Origin of the sequence: Noviherbaspirillum autotrophicum (assembly GCF_000818395.1) — a bacterium.
GTDB lineage: Bacteria > Pseudomonadota > Gammaproteobacteria > Burkholderiales > Burkholderiaceae_D > Noviherbaspirillum > Noviherbaspirillum autotrophicum.
Genome location: NZ_JWJG01000028.1, coordinates 2,606,315 through 2,621,936, shown reverse-complemented (window position 1 = coordinate 2,621,936; position 15,622 = coordinate 2,606,315). Strand labels below are relative to the sequence as shown.

The 15,622-nt window shown below is 62.3% G+C and carries 15 protein-coding genes and 1 riboswitch; of the genes, 11 read left to right on the top strand and 4 right to left on the bottom strand.

The genetic code is table 11. The features are described from left to right. Positions 1–161: 161 nt before the first annotated feature. The 9 genes from TSA66_RS13305 to TSA66_RS13275 all read left to right on the top strand — a co-directional run bounded on the left by TSA66_RS13305 (position 162) and on the right by TSA66_RS13275 (position 7,057). Positions 162–773, top strand: coding sequence for a c-type cytochrome (locus TSA66_RS13305; RefSeq protein WP_157691792.1), 612 nt, complete (start codon positions 162–164; stop codon positions 771–773). A gap of 21 nt (positions 774–794) precedes the next feature. Next, complete coding sequence (locus TSA66_RS13300) at positions 795–2,069, top strand: c-type cytochrome (RefSeq protein WP_040040385.1); 1,275 nt, start codon at positions 795–797, stop codon at positions 2,067–2,069. A 9-nt stretch (positions 2,070–2,078) separates the two neighbouring features. After that, positions 2,079–2,255, top strand: coding sequence for a hypothetical protein (locus TSA66_RS27320; RefSeq protein ID WP_040040384.1), 177 nt, complete (start codon positions 2,079–2,081; stop codon positions 2,253–2,255). A 2-nt stretch (positions 2,256–2,257) separates the two neighbouring features. After that, a complete protein-coding gene (locus tag TSA66_RS13290; protein ID WP_040040383.1) occupies positions 2,258–2,821 on the top strand; it encodes a cupredoxin domain-containing protein in 564 nt (187 codons plus the stop codon). Continuing rightward, entirely contained in the window at positions 2,808–4,433 is a 1,626-nt protein-coding gene (locus TSA66_RS13285; RefSeq protein WP_040040382.1) for a cbb3-type cytochrome c oxidase subunit I, read from the top strand. Before TSA66_RS13290 ends, TSA66_RS13285 begins: the two co-directional genes overlap by 14 nt. After that, complete coding sequence (locus tag TSA66_RS13280) at positions 4,430–5,224, top strand: c-type cytochrome (protein ID WP_040040381.1); 795 nt, start codon at positions 4,430–4,432, stop codon at positions 5,222–5,224. Before TSA66_RS13285 ends, TSA66_RS13280 begins: the two co-directional genes overlap by 4 nt. Before the next feature lie 363 nt (positions 5,225–5,587). After that, positions 5,588–6,007: a hypothetical protein gene (locus TSA66_RS26930; protein ID WP_157691685.1), complete on the top strand. Its 420-nt coding sequence runs from the start codon at positions 5,588–5,590 to the stop codon at positions 6,005–6,007. A gap of 78 nt (positions 6,008–6,085) precedes the next feature. After that, complete coding sequence (locus tag TSA66_RS26925) at positions 6,086–6,505, top strand: hypothetical protein (protein WP_157691684.1); 420 nt, start codon at positions 6,086–6,088, stop codon at positions 6,503–6,505. Between the two features lie 111 nt (positions 6,506–6,616). Continuing rightward, entirely contained in the window at positions 6,617–7,057 is a 441-nt protein-coding gene (locus TSA66_RS13275; protein WP_040040380.1) for a CopD family protein, read from the top strand. Here TSA66_RS13275 and TSA66_RS13270 read toward each other — a convergent pair. Together TSA66_RS13270 and TSA66_RS13265 are read right to left on the bottom strand one after the other, a co-directional pair. Next, the gene (locus TSA66_RS13270) at positions 7,054–7,782 is read right to left on the bottom strand and encodes a response regulator transcription factor (protein WP_040040379.1); all 729 of its coding nucleotides are present in this window, start codon (positions 7,780–7,782) and stop codon (positions 7,054–7,056) included. The two genes, TSA66_RS13275 and TSA66_RS13270, sit on opposite strands and share 4 nt — an antisense overlap. Beyond that, positions 7,779–9,809 (bottom strand): PAS-domain containing protein, encoded by a 2,031-nt coding sequence (locus tag TSA66_RS13265; RefSeq protein WP_232429473.1) that lies wholly within the window; start codon positions 9,807–9,809, stop codon positions 7,779–7,781. The genes TSA66_RS13270 and TSA66_RS13265 overlap by 4 nt, the downstream gene beginning before the upstream one ends. A 130-nt stretch (positions 9,810–9,939) precedes the next feature. On the opposite strand from TSA66_RS13265, the gene TSA66_RS13260 reads away from it, so the two are divergent. Next, positions 9,940–11,580, top strand: coding sequence for an acyl-CoA synthetase (locus TSA66_RS13260; RefSeq protein ID WP_040040378.1), 1,641 nt, complete (start codon positions 9,940–9,942; stop codon positions 11,578–11,580). Positions 11,581–11,619: 39 nt separating this feature from the next. Here the strand turns inward: TSA66_RS13260 and TSA66_RS13255 are convergent, their stop codons facing one another. Both TSA66_RS13255 and TSA66_RS25590 read right to left on the bottom strand, forming a co-directional pair. Continuing rightward, positions 11,620–12,330: a ShlB/FhaC/HecB family hemolysin secretion/activation protein gene (locus tag TSA66_RS13255; RefSeq protein WP_269748416.1), complete on the bottom strand. Its 711-nt coding sequence runs from the start codon at positions 12,328–12,330 to the stop codon at positions 11,620–11,622. Positions 12,331–12,546: 216 nt separating this feature from the next. After that, positions 12,547–13,332, bottom strand: coding sequence for a lytic transglycosylase domain-containing protein (locus tag TSA66_RS25590; protein WP_084199603.1), 786 nt, complete (start codon positions 13,330–13,332; stop codon positions 12,547–12,549). 157 nt (positions 13,333–13,489) lie between these two features. Further along, positions 13,490–13,575, bottom strand: a riboswitch (cyclic di-GMP riboswitch). A gap of 637 nt (positions 13,576–14,212) precedes the next feature. On the opposite strand from TSA66_RS25590, the gene TSA66_RS13245 reads away from it, so the two are divergent. Beyond that, the gene (locus tag TSA66_RS13245) at positions 14,213–15,607 is read left to right on the top strand and encodes a TIGR03013 family XrtA/PEP-CTERM system glycosyltransferase (protein WP_040040377.1); all 1,395 of its coding nucleotides are present in this window, start codon (positions 14,213–14,215) and stop codon (positions 15,605–15,607) included. The last annotated feature ends 15 nt before the right edge of the window (positions 15,608–15,622 follow it).

Genomic DNA, 15,622 nt, shown 5'->3' with positions numbered 1-15,622 from the left:
ATGATAATGATCGAGGGGCAAGACATGGCGCGGCACCGGTATGTATCGGGAGGAAATGGGTGAACCGGTATTTCTTCGCACTGGCGGTGGTTTTTCTCGCAGCGCTGTGCCGTCCCGGCGCGGCACAAAACCCTGCGCCGCTCAAGCGGCCGCCGGACACCATGGAGGAGCGCCTGCGCGCTTGCGTGTCCTGCCATGGCGAGCACGGCAAGGGCACCAACAATGTCTACTTTCCTCGGCTGGCCGGCAAGCCGGCCGGCTATCTGTATCACCAGCTCACGGCATTTCGCGACGGGCGGCGCAAGTATGCGCCGATGAATTTTCTGCTCGCCTATTTGCCCGATGAGTACTTGAAAAAAATGGCGCAGTACTATGCCGACGCCCAGGTGCCTTACGACAATCCCGCGTCCCCCGTCCTGTCGGAGGAAGTGCGGCAGCGCGGAAAGAGCATCGTGATGCAAGGCGACCCCGGGCGCAAGATACCGGCCTGCGTCGCCTGCCACGGCCCCAACCTGAGCGGGCGCGAGCCCGGCATCCCGGGCTTGATCGGCTTGCGCTTCGACTACATCAGCGCCCAGCTCGGCGCCTGGCGCTATGGCACCCGCACCGCGCTGGAGCCGGACTGCATGCAGCTGATCGCCGCACGCCTGACGGAAGCCGAAGTGGCCGCCGTGGCGGGCTGGCTGTCCTCCATGCCGGTTCCGGCCGATACCCGGCCGCTGAAGGCTTCGTCCGAACGCCTGCCGCTTGCCTGCGGCAGCCAGCAGCACTAGCAAGGAGATCTCACGGTGCCAATGACAATTCGGCGAAATCGCATGATGGTTGCGGCGGCTTGCCTGTTCATGGTCGGTGCCTTCCTTGTCGCAGGCCAATCCCAACCGCAGTCGCCGCCGACCACCTCCGCTGCCCAGGTCGAGCGCGGGCGCTACCTGGCGCAGGCCGGCGACTGCATCGCCTGCCACACTGTTCCCGGTAAACCGATTTTCTCCGGCAACCGCGCCCTGCCCACGCCGTTCGGCACGCTCTATGCGCCCAACATCACGCCGGACCCGAAAACCGGCATCGGCCGGTGGACCGCCGCCGAGTTCTACAACATGATGCATACCGGCCGCTCGCGCGACGGTTCGCTCCTGTATCCGGCCATGCCGTTTGCGTCCTACACCAAGGTCACGCGCGCCGACTCCGACGCCATCTTCGCCTATCTCAAGTCGGTGCCGCCGGTGACGCAGCAAAACCGGCCGCACGAACTGCGTTTCCCCTACAACAATCGCGCGCTGCTGATCGGCTGGCGCACGCTGTACTTCGAGGAAGGCGAATACCAGCCGGACAAGACCAAGTCGGCCGAGTGGAACCGCGGCGCCTACCTGGTGCAGGGGCTCGGCCATTGCGCGATGTGCCACACCCCGATCAATGCGTTGGGCGGGTCTTCCGAAGCCAAGGCGTTCCAGGGCGGGCTGATCCCGATGCAGCACTGGTACGCGCCGTCGCTGACGTCGAACCGGGAAGCGGGGCTGGGCGAGTGGGACATCCGCGACATCATGGACTTGCTGCAGACCGGGGTGTCGCGGCGCAGCGTGGTGTTCGGGCCGATGGCGGAAGTGACCTACAACAGCCTGCAGTACCTCAGCGACGAGGATGTGCGGGCGATGGCGGTCTACCTGAAGAGCCTGCCCGACAAGGAAACCTCGGCGAACGGGCCGAACCAGCTGCCCAATACGCCGGACGCGGTACAGGTGTTTTCCGAAGGGCGGCGCGTGTACGAGGCAAAATGCGCGGTCTGTCATGCCAGCGACGGGCGCGGCATGCCGCCGCACTATCCGCCGCTGGCCAACAATCAGTCGATCGAAATGGAATCGGCCGTCAATCCGATCCGGATGGTGTTAAACGGCGGCTATCCGCCGGGCACCAGAAAGAATCCGATGCCCTACGGTATGCCACCCTTTGCGCAGGAATTATCGGACGTGGAAGTGGCCGCCGTGGTCACCTATATCCGCACCGCCTGGGGCAACCATGGCGGCCCCGTCACCCCGCGCGAAGCCAATGCGCTGCGCGTCGTCACCATGGAGTAAACGAGACCGATGTTCCACGAGACACTCGATAACAATCCGGCGGCGGCCGACGCGGACCAGCGAGCAGTTGACGACGTCGTGCGGCAGGGCCCGCGCGGTGCGATGGCCCTGGCCGGCGTGGCGGTGCTGATCGTGCTGGCGATCTGGTTCGCCTTTTACCTCTTCGTTTTTGTGCCCAGGAACTAGCCATGGCGACCGCACCCGGAAACCATGGCGAGGACGTCGCCGCGCAAGCCGAGCTGCGCTGGGCCGTGTTCGTGATGGTCGTCATCGGCTTGCTGCTGGTGATGATCGCCTTTGCTAGCCTGCATTGGGTCATGATGCCGGCCCGCCGCGTCGAAACGATCAATCCAACCACCCTGCACCTGACCGGCGAATTCGTGGAGGACAACCTCGGTTCGGCCGTCGAGCCGGACGGCTCTGTCACCGTGCGTCTGGTCGGCCAGCAGTATTCCTTCGTGCCCCAATGCATTGTCGTGCCGGACAACACGCCGGTCCGGTTCCGCGGCACCAGCGCCGACGTCATCCACGGCTTCATCATCGCCGACACCAACGTCAATGTCATGCTCGAACCCGGCTATATCTCGACCTTCCAGGCGCGCTTCAGGAAGCCGGGCATGCATGTGATGCCTTGCCACGAATTCTGCAGCGTCGGCCACGCCGGCATGTGGGCGCGGGTGAAGGTCATCGACCGCGACAGCTTCTTCAAACAGGCGCAAACCGAGCGGAGGCAAAGCTGTGTTCAACAGTAGAAAACTAGTGCTTGCGCACTTCTGGTTTGCCTTTGCCGCCTTCCTGCTGGCGCTGCTGCTGGGCGAATGGCAGATGTATGTGCGCAGCCCGCTGTTTGCCGGCCTGAGCAATCCCGAGCTGTACTACCGCTCCGTCACCGCGCACGGCTCGGCGATGGCCTATGTGTTTCCGACACTGGTGGCGATGGGCTTTGGCTATGCGATCGTCGAGCTGGCGTTAAAGCGCCCGCTGGCCGGCCTCAAATGGGCCTGGGCCGGCTTTGCGCTGGTGGTGCTCGGCACCGTGGTGGCGATGGTGCCGGTGGCGCTCGGGCTGGCCTCGGTCTTGTACACCTTCTATCCGCCGATGGTCGGCAACGTGTTCTTTTACCTCGGCGTGGTGCTCGTGGTGGTCGGCTCCTGGATCTGGGTGGCGCTAATGTCGGTCAACCTGCGCCTGTGGAAGCGGGACAATCCCGGCACGCCGGTGCCGCTGCCGATGTTCGCCAACGTCGCCGGCGCCTACCTGTGGGCCTGGACGTCGGTGGGCGCGGCGCTGGAAATCCTGTTCCAGATCCTGCCGGTCGCACTCGGCTTCAAGTCCACCATCGACGCCGGCCTGGCGCGCGTGCTGTTCTCGTGGACGCTGCACGCGATCGTCTACTTCTGGCTGATTCCATCCTATATCGCGTTCTACACCCTCATTCCGCGCGCCATCGGCGGGCGGCTCTACAGCGACATGATGGGGCGCGTCGCCTTCGTGCTGTTCCTCGTGTTCTCGATGCCGATCGGTATCCACCATGTATTCCAGGACCCGCAGGTCGGCGAAGGCTTCAAGTTTCTGCATGCGGTATTCACCGGCATGGTCTCGGTGCCGACGCTGTTGACCATCTTCACGATCACGGCCTCGGTCGAAATCGCCGGGCGCCTGCGCGGCGGACGCGGCCTGTTTGGCTGGATCGCCGCGCTGCCCTGGCGTAATCCGATGATGCTGGCGGTGGCGTTCTCCTTTATCCTGCTCGGCTTCGGCGGCGCCGGCGGCATCATCAACATGAGTTACCGCCTCGACTTCACCATCCACAACACGCAGTGGATCACCGGCCACTTCCACCTTATCTTCGGCGGCGCGATCGTGATCATGTACTTCGCCATCGCCTACGACCTGTGGCCGCACTTGACCGGCAAGGCGCTGGAGAGCCTGCGCCTGATGCGCGCGCAGCTGTGGCTGTGGTTCATCGGCATGCTGGTCGTCACCTTCCCCTGGCACTACGTCGGCATCCTCAGCATTCCGCGCCGCATGGCGTATTTCGACTACAGCGATCCAGCCATCGCGCCGCAGGCGCTGTCGGTCACCATCACCTTCTTCGGCGGCCTGCTGCTGGTGGTCTCGGCGCTGCTGTTCATCCTCATCCTGCTGCGCGGGCACCGCGCCGCCCGCGTGACGCTGCCCGAATTCCGCTTTTCTGCGCCGGTGCACCAGCCGCACCGGGTGCCGGTCGCCCTGAACAGCTTTGCGCTCTGGCTGGCGCTGATGATTGCGCTGACACTGGTGAACTACGGATACCCGATCGCCAAGCTGATGGCGACACCCGAGACTTCCGTGCCCGCCGTACCTGTGGGGATCAAGAAATGAGCGGCAGCGAACAGCTTTTCTCCCTGAAGAATCCGTGGTTCGTCGGCTCGGTTGCGGCCGTGGCCGGCACCGCGCTGGTGGCCGCGCTGGTCGGCTTCGTCTGGATGCCTTATGCGCAGAACGACAAGAGTATCGGCGGATTGTGGGATGCGATCTGCCGCGCCGCCGGCGCCCCCGGCCCCGCCGCAGCGCCGGCGGACGTCGGCTCCGGCCGGGTGCATTCGAGCGACGTGATCGTCGTGCCGCAGATGATTTCCGAGGACCGGATCTCGGTCGGGCGCGGCGCCACGCTGGCGCTGCGTTGCACCATGTGCCACGGCGCGCGCGGCATGAGCGGCGCGAACACGCCCAACCTGGCCGGGCAGAATGCCGAATCGGTCTACAAGCAGCTGCGCGACTTCCAGTCGGGGCACCGCATCAGCGAAATCATGGCGCCGCATGTGCGCAACCTGAGCGACCAGGACATGCGCGACCTGGCTGCCTATTACGCCGACCTGCCGCGTCTTGCGCCGCCGCCGACGCTGGTGGAACAGCTGAGAGCGCCGGTGATCGTGCAGATCGGCTCTCCCATGAGGAATATCCCGCCCTGCGTCTCCTGTCATGGCGGCAGCGACCGCAAGACCGCCAGTCCCACGCTCGACGGCGAGCCGGCGCAATACCTGCACACGCAGCTTGCCGCCTTCGCCAACGGCACCCGCCATAACGACATCCACGGCCAGATGCGAAACGTGGTGCGGCAGATGACGCCGGAAGAAATCAAGGCCGTGGTCGATTACTATTCGCGGCGTTAGCGCGGCATCAGCCCAATAATGCGCACCCGGCAATGACCGGGCGCGTGGGGCGCTGCTTGCGTTGTTGTACGAAGAATCAGCAACGGCCCATTTCCTCTTCGCGCTTGATATGCGCTCCCTACTCGGCATCGTTGCCGCAAGAGTCATTTCCTTCTACACTCGGTTCCGTGCAAACCGCCGGCATGGCTATCCGCCTTTCACGAATTTTTATTTGTCCGTCCAAATAAACAGTTAAGTCTAACTACGTAAAAATTCAGCAGAGTCGAAATGCAAGCGTCAAAGTATTTTTTGTGGATTGGTATTGCAATCATTGCGACGACTTACACTACTTGTGAGTTCGGCAAGTGAGGGATGTTTAGGGAGATGCTGCCCGCCGAGATTCATACAGACGGCCTAGTTTTTATTCACGGCTACTGGCTATTCTCGGGGAATTGCGCTGGAGGCGTTGCGGTTTTCGAACTTTCAAAGGATACGGTAAGCGAAATCGAGCGAGAAAGAATTCAATTTTTCGAGCGGGCTAGTGAACCTCAAAAAGAAGGTCGCTATAAGATAGCTTATAACCCTTGGCATACAACACCCTTGCCGGAGAATTGGACATCAGTGGACTCGCCAAATGGGGCATGCGCCGGTCTGAAATGTGCAGTAGGCAATGCTGAGATTAAGAAGGTCATTGACGCTGCATGGAATAATGTTGGCTATTATGCAGTTGCGAACCGTGGAGGGGCACGCTTAGTGGTTTTGCCGAAACTTCGTCGCGTCGTAGCTTCGTACTCAGCACTTTAACTTGTGGGCTTAACTTGTTGTTCGACTCCGACACCGTAGTGCGGGTCAACGGAATCGTTATGTTGCAAAGGATGCCAGGTGAATACCACGGTCGTTTCTTTAATTGGTCTTGTTGTCGGAGCTGTATTGCAGTTCCTGTTCACACGGCACCTCGACAACAAAAAGCACCAGCGCGATCTCCGAGCAAAGGCATACGCTGATTATTTACAGTGTGTAAGTGAGCACGCAAATCTTGGACACCAGAAAAGTTCCATAGAAGGGCGACAGCTAGGTGCCAAAACCGCAGATGCAAAATGCAGAATCTCGCTCTATGGCGCCCCTGCAGTGATCTCAGCATTTGCAGCATTTGAACGCTTGGGCGCCGCCATGAACACCAAGGAACAGTGCGGCGCCTTCACTGAGATGGTGGTGGCAATGCGTCAAGATGCGCTCGGCAGTTCATCGGTAGCACAAACAGACCTCGAAGCCGTATTGCTGGGTGTACGCCGTGCAACATAACAAGTCCGTCCACCAGATCGGGAAAAAAGCGCAGCTTTCTGTCGATTCGGTTACCTCCAACGTAAGCAGGTCAACTTAGCTGCTAGACCTCCACACCAACCCTCTCCCCCGATGTATAGCTATATTCTTCTTCTACATGTGCTCGCCGCGACGGTATGGACCGGCGGTCACCTGGTGCTTGCCCTGTCGGTGCTGCCGCGCGCGCTCGCCGCGCGCGACCCCGCCATCCTCCTCGCTTTCGAGTCGGGGTATGAACGCATCGGCATGCCGGCGCTGCTGATCCAGGCGGCGTCAGGGCTGTGGATGGCGCATGCCATGCTGCCGGATGTCTCCGCCTGGTTTTCCATGGCAGGGCCGCCGGCGATGCTTATCCTGTTCAAGCTGGCGTTGCTGACGGCGACCGTGCTCCTGGCGATCGATGCAAGATTGCGCATCATCCCCAGGCTCAGCGCCAAGACGCTGCCCGTCATGGGACGCAGGATCAGGCTGGTTACGGCGCTGTCGGTGCTGTTCGTCGTGGTCGGCGTGTCGTTCCGCGGCGGACTGATTTAACTCCAGCTCACATCCGCAGCAAACAGGTAGCCCGCGCCGTACACGGTGCGGATCAGCTTCGGATTCTGCGGATCGGCTTCCAGCTTGCGGCGCAGGCGCGAGATGCGCACGTCGATGCTGCGGTCGAAGGGCGAGACATCGCGCTCGCACAGCAGCTGTTCGCGGCTCAGGATGCGGTTCGGGTGCGCGATGAAGGTTTTGAGCAGCTGCGCTTCGGCCGTGCTCAGGCTCCATTCGCGGCCATCCTGAGCGGCCAGCGTGTTGCTGCCGGTGTGGAAGGACCAGCCGGCAAACAGTGCCGTGCTCGGCGCCTTGCGCTGCCCGGCGGCCGGCGAGGCGGTGCGGCGCAGGATGCTGCGCACCCGCGCCACCAGCTCGCGCGGGTCGAACGGCTTGGCGACATAGTCGTCCGCCCCCAGCTCTAGCCCCATGATGCGGTCGCCCACGTAGCCGCGCCCGGTCAGGATCAGGATGCCGCAGTCGCAGCGCTCGCGCAGCTGCCGCACCACGTCCATGCCATCCATGTCGGGCAGGCCCAGGTCGACGATGCACAGGTCTGGCGCCTGCCGGCCGATGCGGCGGAACAGGTCGGCCGCGGCCGGACAGACCACGATGCCGAAGCCGAAATCCTGCAGCGTGGCGCGGATCAGGCGGGCCACGTCCGCGTCGTCTTCGACGACGTAGACGATCTTTCCGTGGCTGTCGTGGGCGGGCAGTCCGGTCATCGCATTTCCGTATCCAGCGCCGCCTGCAGCATCGCTTTGGTAAAGGGTTTTTTCAGAACGAACAGCGCCGGCTCCGGCGCGCCGCCGCTACTACCAGTGTCGTCCGCATAGCCGCTGATGAGCACGACGCGGATATGCGGGTAGCGCTCGCGCGTCATGCGCCCGACTTCCCGCCCGTTCATGTCGCCGGGGATGACGATGTCGGAAACCAGGATGCCGATGTCGGGCACGCTGTGCAGCATGGATTGCGCCTCGGCGCTGTCCTGCGCCTCCAGCACGGGATAGCCGAGATCGGTGAGCTGGTTGCGTACCACCGTGCGCACGGCGTCGTCGTCTTCCACCAGCAGCACCAGCGGCCGGCGGTTCGCGGCGGGCGCAGCCGCACCGGTTCCGTAGTGCGGCGACGCGGCGGCGGCCTCGCAGCGCGGCAGCAGCAGGCGCACCGTGGTGCCGCTGCCGGGCTCGCTCTGGATGCGCGCGCTGCCGCACGACTGCTTGGCGAAGCCGTAGACCATCGACAGCCCCAGCCCGCTGCCGGAGCCGAAGCGCTTGGTGGTGAAGAACGGCTCGAAAGCGCGTGCCGCGGTGTTGGCGTCCATGCCCGCGCCGTTGTCGGATACGGAGAGCTGGACATAGCTGCCGGGCGCGACGTCGCATTCGACCTGCATGTCGGCGCTTACCGTCAGCGGCGCGAGCTCGATGTGCAGCTGCCCGCCGCGCGGCATCGCGTCGCGCGCATTGAATGCGAGGTTGAGCAGCGCATTCTCCAGCTGGTGCGCGTCGGTGCGCGCAAACAGCAGCGGCAGCGCGGCGTGGGTGGAAATGCGGATGGTCTCCGGCAGCGAGCGCGTCAACAGTGTCACCGTGTCCTCCACCAGCTCCACCACGTCGACCGGGCGCGGTTCCAGCGGCTGCTGGCGGGAAAACGTCAGCAGCCGGCGGATCAGCTCGGCGCCGCGGTGGGCCGCCTTGAGCGCGGGGTCGAGGAAGGTGGCCACGTCGTCCTGCGAGTGGCGCTCCTTGAGCGCGGCAAGGTTGCCGATCACGACCGTCAGCAGGTTGTTGAAATCGTGCGCCAGGCCGCCGGTCAGCTGCCCCACCGCCTCCATTTTCTGCGCCTGCACCAGCGCTGCCTGGGCGCGCTTGATTTCGGAGATGTTGACGGACAGCACGAAGCAGCCGAGCACGTCGCCGTTGCCGTCGAATTCCGGCACCAGCATGCTGCGCGCATGCACGCTGCGTCCTTCCCGGTTCTCCATGGCGTACTGGTAGGTGGCCTGCTGGCCGCCGATGGCGCGCTCGATGGAAGGCAGGATCTCGCGGTAGATGCGCTCGCCGATCACTTCCCGGATCGGGTGGCCAACGATGTTGTCCTTGCTGCGCCCGAACCAGTCGGCGTATCCCTGATTGGCGTAGCGGTAGATCTGGTGCCGGTCGAAATAGCCGATCAGGGCCGGCACACGGTCGGTGATCAGGCTGAGCCGCTCCTCGCTGCGGCGCAGCGCCGCCGTGGTCGCCTGCAGCTCGCGGGTGCGTTCCTGCACGCGCTGTTCGAGCTCGGCATTCTGTTCGCGCGCCAGCCGCTCGTAGCGCCGCTGCGCGGTGATGTCGGTATAGAGCGTGATGAAGCCGCGGTGCGGCAGCGGCTCGCCGCGCACGGCGATGATCTGCCCGCCCGGCCGCTCGCGTTCGGTGTAGTGCGCGCTGAAGGTGCGGGCGGCGGCGACGCGTTCGCCCACCTGGTGCTCGACGTCGCCGGGGCCGTATTCGCCGCGCCGGGCGTTGTAGCGGATGAAGGAGTCGAATGGCGCGCCGACATAGGCCAGCTCGTCTGGGAAATCGAGCAGGCGCAGGAAAGCCTGGTTCCATGCGACCAGGCGCAGGTCGACGTCGAATACGGTCAGCCCCTGGTCCAGCAGGTTCAGCCCGACGGCCAGCATTTCATGGCGTTGCGGCTCGGACGGGGGGGAGGATGGCGTGCCTGGCGGATGGGCTTGCATGGCAGGAGTCGGTTCGGATTCCCGCATTCTAGATCAGATTCCATGCCGGCTATCACTTCGGCGAAATGTTGCAAACATTCGTTACATTTCACACATAGTCGGGAAAAATTCCTCTGAAATTATGGCGCGCAATAACCATCAGAGGAGACGTCTGACCATGCAAGACAATCCGTTCAGCCTCGGCCTGGACAAGAATGCGGCGAACTACACGCCGCTGTCCCCGCTCAGTTTCCTGGAGCGCACGGCGCAGGTCTATCCGCAGCGCACCTCGCTTATCCACGGCGACACCCACTACACCTGGCAGCAGACCTACGAGCGCTGCCGGCGGATGGCTTCGGCCCTGGCGCGACGCGGCGTGGGCGCCGGCGACACGGTGGCGACCATGCTGCCCAATATCCCGGCCATGTACGAGGCGCACTTCGGCGTGCCGATGGCGGGTGCGGTGCTCAACACCCTCAATACCCGGCTTGACGCGGAAGCGATCGCCTTCATGCTGCGTCACGGCGCGGCCAAGGTACTGCTGACCGACCGCGAGTTTTCCGCGACGGTCGAGCAGGCACTGGCGCTTCTGGACGGACCTCGCCCGCTGGTGATCGACGTCGACGACGCCCTGCATGATGGCGGCAAGTTCCTCGGCGAGATCGAATATGAAGCCTTCCTGCGCGAGGGCGATCCGCAGTTCGCCTGGTGCCTGCCGACCGACGAGTGGGACGCGATTGCGCTCAACTACACCTCCGGCACCACCGGCAACCCGAAAGGCGTGGTGTACCACCACCGCGGCGCCTATCTGAACGCGACGTCCAACATCGTCGGCTGGGGCATGCCGCCGCATGCGACCTATCTGTGGACGCTGCCGATGTTTCACTGCAACGGCTGGTGCTTCCCCTGGACCATGGCGGCCAATGCCGGCACCAGCGTGTGCTTGCGCAAGATCGACGCCAGGCAGATCTTCGCGCTCATCCGCGCGCATCGCGTCACGCACTTCTGCGCCGCGCCGATCGTGTTGGGCATGCTGATCTCCGCGCCGGAGGACGTGCGCAGCGGTCTGGCGCACAAGGTGTCGGCGATGGTGGCGGGCGCCGCGCCGCCGGCGGCCATCATCGAAGGCATGGAGCGCCTGGGTTTCAGCCTCACCCACGTCTACGGCCTGACCGAAACCTACGGCCCGGCCTCGGTATGCGCTAAGCATGACAGCTGGGAAGACCTGCCGCTGGCCGAACGTGCCGCCTTGAACAGCCGCCAGGGCGTGCGCAGCCACATGCAGGAAGCGATCACGGTGCTCGATCCCGCCACCATGCAGCCGGTGCCGTGGGACGGCGAAACCATGGGCGAGATCATGTTCCGCGGTAATCTCGTCATGAAGGGCTACCTGAAGAATCCGGCGGCCACCGAGGAGGCCTTCGCCGACGGCTGGTTCCACACCGGCGACTTGGCGGTGGTGCAGCCGGACGGCTATGTGAAGATCAAGGACCGTTCCAAGGACATCATCATCTCCGGCGGCGAAAATATTTCGTCGCTGGAGGTGGAGGAAGTGCTGTACCGCCATCCGGACGTGATGGTGGCGGCCGTGGTGGCCAAGCCCGACGACAAGTGGGGCGAAGTGCCGTGCGCCTTCATCGAGCTGCGGCCGGGCGCGCAGCCCACGGCGGAGGAGCTGATCAAGCATTGCCGCAGCATGCTCGCGCACTTCAAGGTGCCCAAGGACATCGTGTTTTGCTCGCTGCCGAAAACCTCGACCGGAAAAATCCAGAAGTTCGCGCTCCGCCAGCGGATGAACTCGGCCTCGGCGATTCAGTAACGCTGTGACGCCGCCTTGCGCGGCGCCACAGCGACAGCATCAGAAGCGGTACTGCACGCTGCCCCAGGCCATCGGGACGCGATCCTGCGTGTCCGAGCGCGGCGCGCCGCCGCCGGCAACGCTGCGATGGTTGTCGCCCGCGGTCCATCGATCGTGATTGATCTTCACCCGCCCCGTGTCATAGAAGAGAAAGGGCGTATACGGCCCCGCCGCGTAGCGCAGCTCGAGTTGCGCCAGCCAGCCGTCGTCGCCGAATCCCTCGCCGCTCGGATAGGCGCGCACGCCGTTGATGCCTCCCAGGCCGAACTTCTCCGACGAATCCAGGTTCTTGCCGGTCCATTGCGCCGATGCACGGCCGTACAGGTCGACGTGTTCGGCCAGCGATTGAATGCGGGCGAGATCGAGATTGAACTTGTTGAAGCTGCCCGAGCTGCGCGCCGTATTCTGGTCCGTTCCCTGCAAGGTGTCGTCCAGGTTCGCGCTGCCGCGGGTCCAGGACAGCGCGCCGTAGGTGATGCCGGCGCGGTACAGCTGATCGCGCACGTCGAAGCTCAACGCGACCGGTATGCCGGAGCTGGTCTTGCTGCTGCTGGTGCCGGCCGCGCCTTGCCGGTCCTTGAGCTGCTTGTGCTCGAAGCTGGCCGCCAGCACCAGGTTGCGCTGCTGCGAGCGGATCAGCGGATAGGACAGGCCGAGGCTGGTGACGTCGGCCGTGCCGGTGGCGTCCAGGCTGCTGAAGTCGCCCGCCAGGGTGTAAAACGAATGCGTATAGGCGACGCGTCCGCGCTGGTCATGGCGGCAAGCATCCCCACGATCAATAGCGTGCTGATTGATGTTTCCGCAAGCGGCATGTGCATGCGTTTGGTCAAACAGCTAGTGCCAGTTCGGTTTCGCGCTGGTATGTGTGTCAGAGCGTCACTAGCGCGAAATCAGCCAGTATGTCGCGGCCTGAGCCGCGACAGGCGTTCAGCGCGGCCGGATCGCTGCGCTGGCGTAATACTTCTTCACATCCTTCACATAGCGCTTGGTTTCCCTAAAGGGCGGAACGCCCTTGTACTTTCGCACGTTGCCCGGTCCCGAGTTGTAGGCGGCGAGTACCTTGTCGACAGTGTCGTGCATGCTCATCAGGTATTTCAGGTAGGCCGCGCCGGCATTGATGTTGGTTTGGGGATCGTACAGCCGCCGGCTGTCGCGCACGCCGACGAAGCGACCCGTCTGCGGCGTGATCTGCATCAGGCCGCGCGCATGCCGTTTCGAGGTGGCGCTCGGGTTGTAGCCGGATTCCTTCTGGATGACGGCATGAATCAGGCTGGCCGGCACGCCATGCTGTTGCGATGCATTCAGCACCATCTGGTGATATGGCTTTTGATCGCAGGAGTGGCATACCGCGTTGGCCATGATGTCGTCGACCGACATGGCGAGTTCGGGCGGATCGTCGTAACTGCGGATTGCGTCAGGCACGCGACCCCGCCTGGCGGCTTTGCGCTCGATGCCGAACGTGCCCCATTCGGCCAGGATGTCGCGGGCGGTGGTGGCGCGCATGTGCTTCGATTTGCCCGGCGCACCGTAAGTCGCAGACGCGCTCGGCTGGGCCTGACCGTCGGACTGGAACGGCAATGCACCGGAACACGCGCCTAGCAGCATCGCAACAATGATGCATGCCACCGCCTGCCCAAGGCGCAGCATGTTTGCGCCGGCCTTGTACGACATCGCCGGCTTGCCTCCACTTCGGGGTACTTCCTTTGCATGCATAACGCTCTCTCTAGAATGCCGCGTTGGCGCGGCCCGGTAGTCCCGACGGCGAGCGAGAAAAGAGAGGGGCGAACGACTTCGGGTGCGAAATGGTGGCTGGGCAGCTGCGAGGGGGACAGGCGATCAGGAAGAACGCGTTCTTCCAGTGTCATTCACTCTGTGCAGCTCTGCTGTCATAGGCGCCAGGCCAGTAGACCAGAAGCTTTGCGTCCCCGCTTTTCAACGGGTTTGCCAATGTCGAGATGATGGCAGTTCTCAGCATACCGTCGGTTATTTCCAAGAGGAAATTGAAAATTCCGATATGAGGCGGGAGCTTGATTGAGATCCATTGATTTGTTGCAGGAACACCACGTGTATTGCTGGTGTTGCAAGGGTCAAGGGGAAAGCGGGCGGGATGGAGGGCATATGGACTGCACGGCCGATCATGGTATCGCGTGGGCGTGGAGACATTGCGTCCAGTTGATATGCAGCCTTGGCGCCCGGAAGCCGGGAGCAATCCTGCCCACGTTATTGGGGCGAGGATTACACATTTTGTCGCAGTGTGATGTTCTCGTTCACATTGACATATATTTGAGCGCTGAGTCCGGTCAGCTATAAGTAGGCCCCGCCCAGCAAAGTATTCCAGTACTTAGTCACTGTACTTTGTTCCCCGTTGGCAATTTGATTCTCCGCAGACACCCTTCCGCAAAGTATTACAGGCTGTAACTTAATTGCGCTTTCTCAAGAATGCACGAGGTATCAAAAGTTAAGTTACGTCATTCGAATTGACTAACAGTAAAAAAGCCCCCGTACTTGGAAGCATAGTGCATCACGACCGATGTGAGATGCCGCGTCCGCCACCGCACAAAATAGCGCAATGAATGACCTGTCGGAGTGAGTCATGGTAAAGATCTTCAATCACTATGTTTCCAAGTTGGTGTCAGCACTACTGCTCATCGAGATCTTTACATTGATTTTTTCGCTGTACGGTGCGCACGACATCCTTGTTGCGTATGGCTATCCTGTCCGGCCGATGGATAAGACTTTCTTTGCATCGGCGTCCGGTTTCGCGTTGACCACCGTGTTCAGCATGGCTGCGTTCGGCCTCTACCATTTGGAAGGCAAGCCGACTGCGACGATGACGGCGTTGCGTCTTGCTCCATCCGCCGCACTGGGCTTTGGCATGGCTGCCGTGTTGCTTCAGCTGTTGCCGGACATGTATTTCGACCTGCGCGTCCTTGCGATTGCTGCCATCGGTGCCGCGGTGACAATTTTGACGTTGCGGACTGTTATTTTCCGGACTTTCGAGCTGAGCGTTCTGGAGTCGCGCCTCATTTTTGTCGGTGAAGGGGCTCTTGCGAAAGAGTGCAGCAACCTTGCAGAGGACAAGGGGTTGTCGAAGAAGTACAACATCGTCGGCTTCGTACCGCTTCGCATGGAAGAATGCCTGGTGTCTTCCTCGGCGATCCTGCCTGCCGACGAGTCGCTATTCTCGATTGCGAAGAAGCACAGCGTGCGTGAAATCGTGGTGTCGACCCAGAATCAGCGCGGTGGCGGTTTCCCGCTGCATGATCTGCTCGAATGCAAGCTCAACGGAATCAAGGTCACCGGCGCTGCAGCGTTTATTGAACGCGAGGCGCGCCAGATTCGTATCGACAGCCTCTATCCGAGCTGGCTGATTTACGGTGATGGCTTCAAGCAGGACACTCTTCGTAACGTATGCAAACGCACCTTCGATCTGACCGTCAGTCTGCTTATCTTTGGCTTGTCATTGCCGGTCATGCTACTGACAGCGCTGTGCATCTCTCTTGAAGACCAGGGGCCGATCATCTACCGGCAGGAGCGGGTCGGCAAGAATGGCAGAAATTTCTTCGTTCTGAAATTCCGCAGTATGCGAAGTGATGCGGAACAGAGCGGCACGCCACAATGGGCGGCCACCAACGACGCACGCACGACACGAGTGGGACGCATTATTCGCAAGCTGCGCATAGACGAACTGCCGCAGATCATCAATGTGTTGAAAGGAGAAATGAGCTTTGTCGGACCACGTCCGGAACGCCCCTACTTCGTTCAGCAGCTTAACGAAAAAATCCCTTACTACAACGTGCGACATACCATCAAGCCGGGCATTACAGGCTTTGCGCAAGTACGTTATCAGTATGGCTCCTCGGTTAAGGATGCGATTCAGAAACTTCAATACGATCTGTACTACGTAAAGAACCATAGTCTTTTCCTCGACCTGTTGATACTGGTTGAAACCTTGCAGGTCGTTTTGTTTGCCAAGGGAAGCCGGTGAAGCCGGGAATGACAT

Coding starts and splice junctions, on each gene's coding strand:
- TSA66_RS27320 (WP_040040384.1), top strand. CDS start 2,079: ATGTTCCACGAGACACTCGATAACAATCCGGCGGCGGCCGACGCGGAC.
- TSA66_RS13280 (WP_040040381.1), top strand. CDS start 4,430: ATGAGCGGCAGCGAACAGCTTTTCTCCCTGAAGAATCCGTGGTTCGTC.
- TSA66_RS13245 (WP_040040377.1), top strand. CDS start 14,213: ATGGTAAAGATCTTCAATCACTATGTTTCCAAGTTGGTGTCAGCACTA.
- TSA66_RS13265 (WP_232429473.1), bottom strand. CDS start 9,809: ATGCGGGAATCCGAACCGACTCCTGCCATGCAAGCCCATCCGCCAGGC.
- TSA66_RS13305 (WP_157691792.1), top strand. CDS start 162: ATGGAGGAGCGCCTGCGCGCTTGCGTGTCCTGCCATGGCGAGCACGGC.
- TSA66_RS13270 (WP_040040379.1), bottom strand. CDS start 7,782: ATGACCGGACTGCCCGCCCACGACAGCCACGGAAAGATCGTCTACGTC.
- TSA66_RS13290 (WP_040040383.1), top strand. CDS start 2,258: ATGGCGACCGCACCCGGAAACCATGGCGAGGACGTCGCCGCGCAAGCC.
- TSA66_RS13300 (WP_040040385.1), top strand. CDS start 795: ATGACAATTCGGCGAAATCGCATGATGGTTGCGGCGGCTTGCCTGTTC.
- TSA66_RS26930 (WP_157691685.1), top strand. CDS start 5,588: ATGCTGCCCGCCGAGATTCATACAGACGGCCTAGTTTTTATTCACGGC.
- TSA66_RS13275 (WP_040040380.1), top strand. CDS start 6,617: ATGTATAGCTATATTCTTCTTCTACATGTGCTCGCCGCGACGGTATGG.
- TSA66_RS25590 (WP_084199603.1), bottom strand. CDS start 13,332: ATGCATGCAAAGGAAGTACCCCGAAGTGGAGGCAAGCCGGCGATGTCG.
- TSA66_RS13260 (WP_040040378.1), top strand. CDS start 9,940: ATGCAAGACAATCCGTTCAGCCTCGGCCTGGACAAGAATGCGGCGAAC.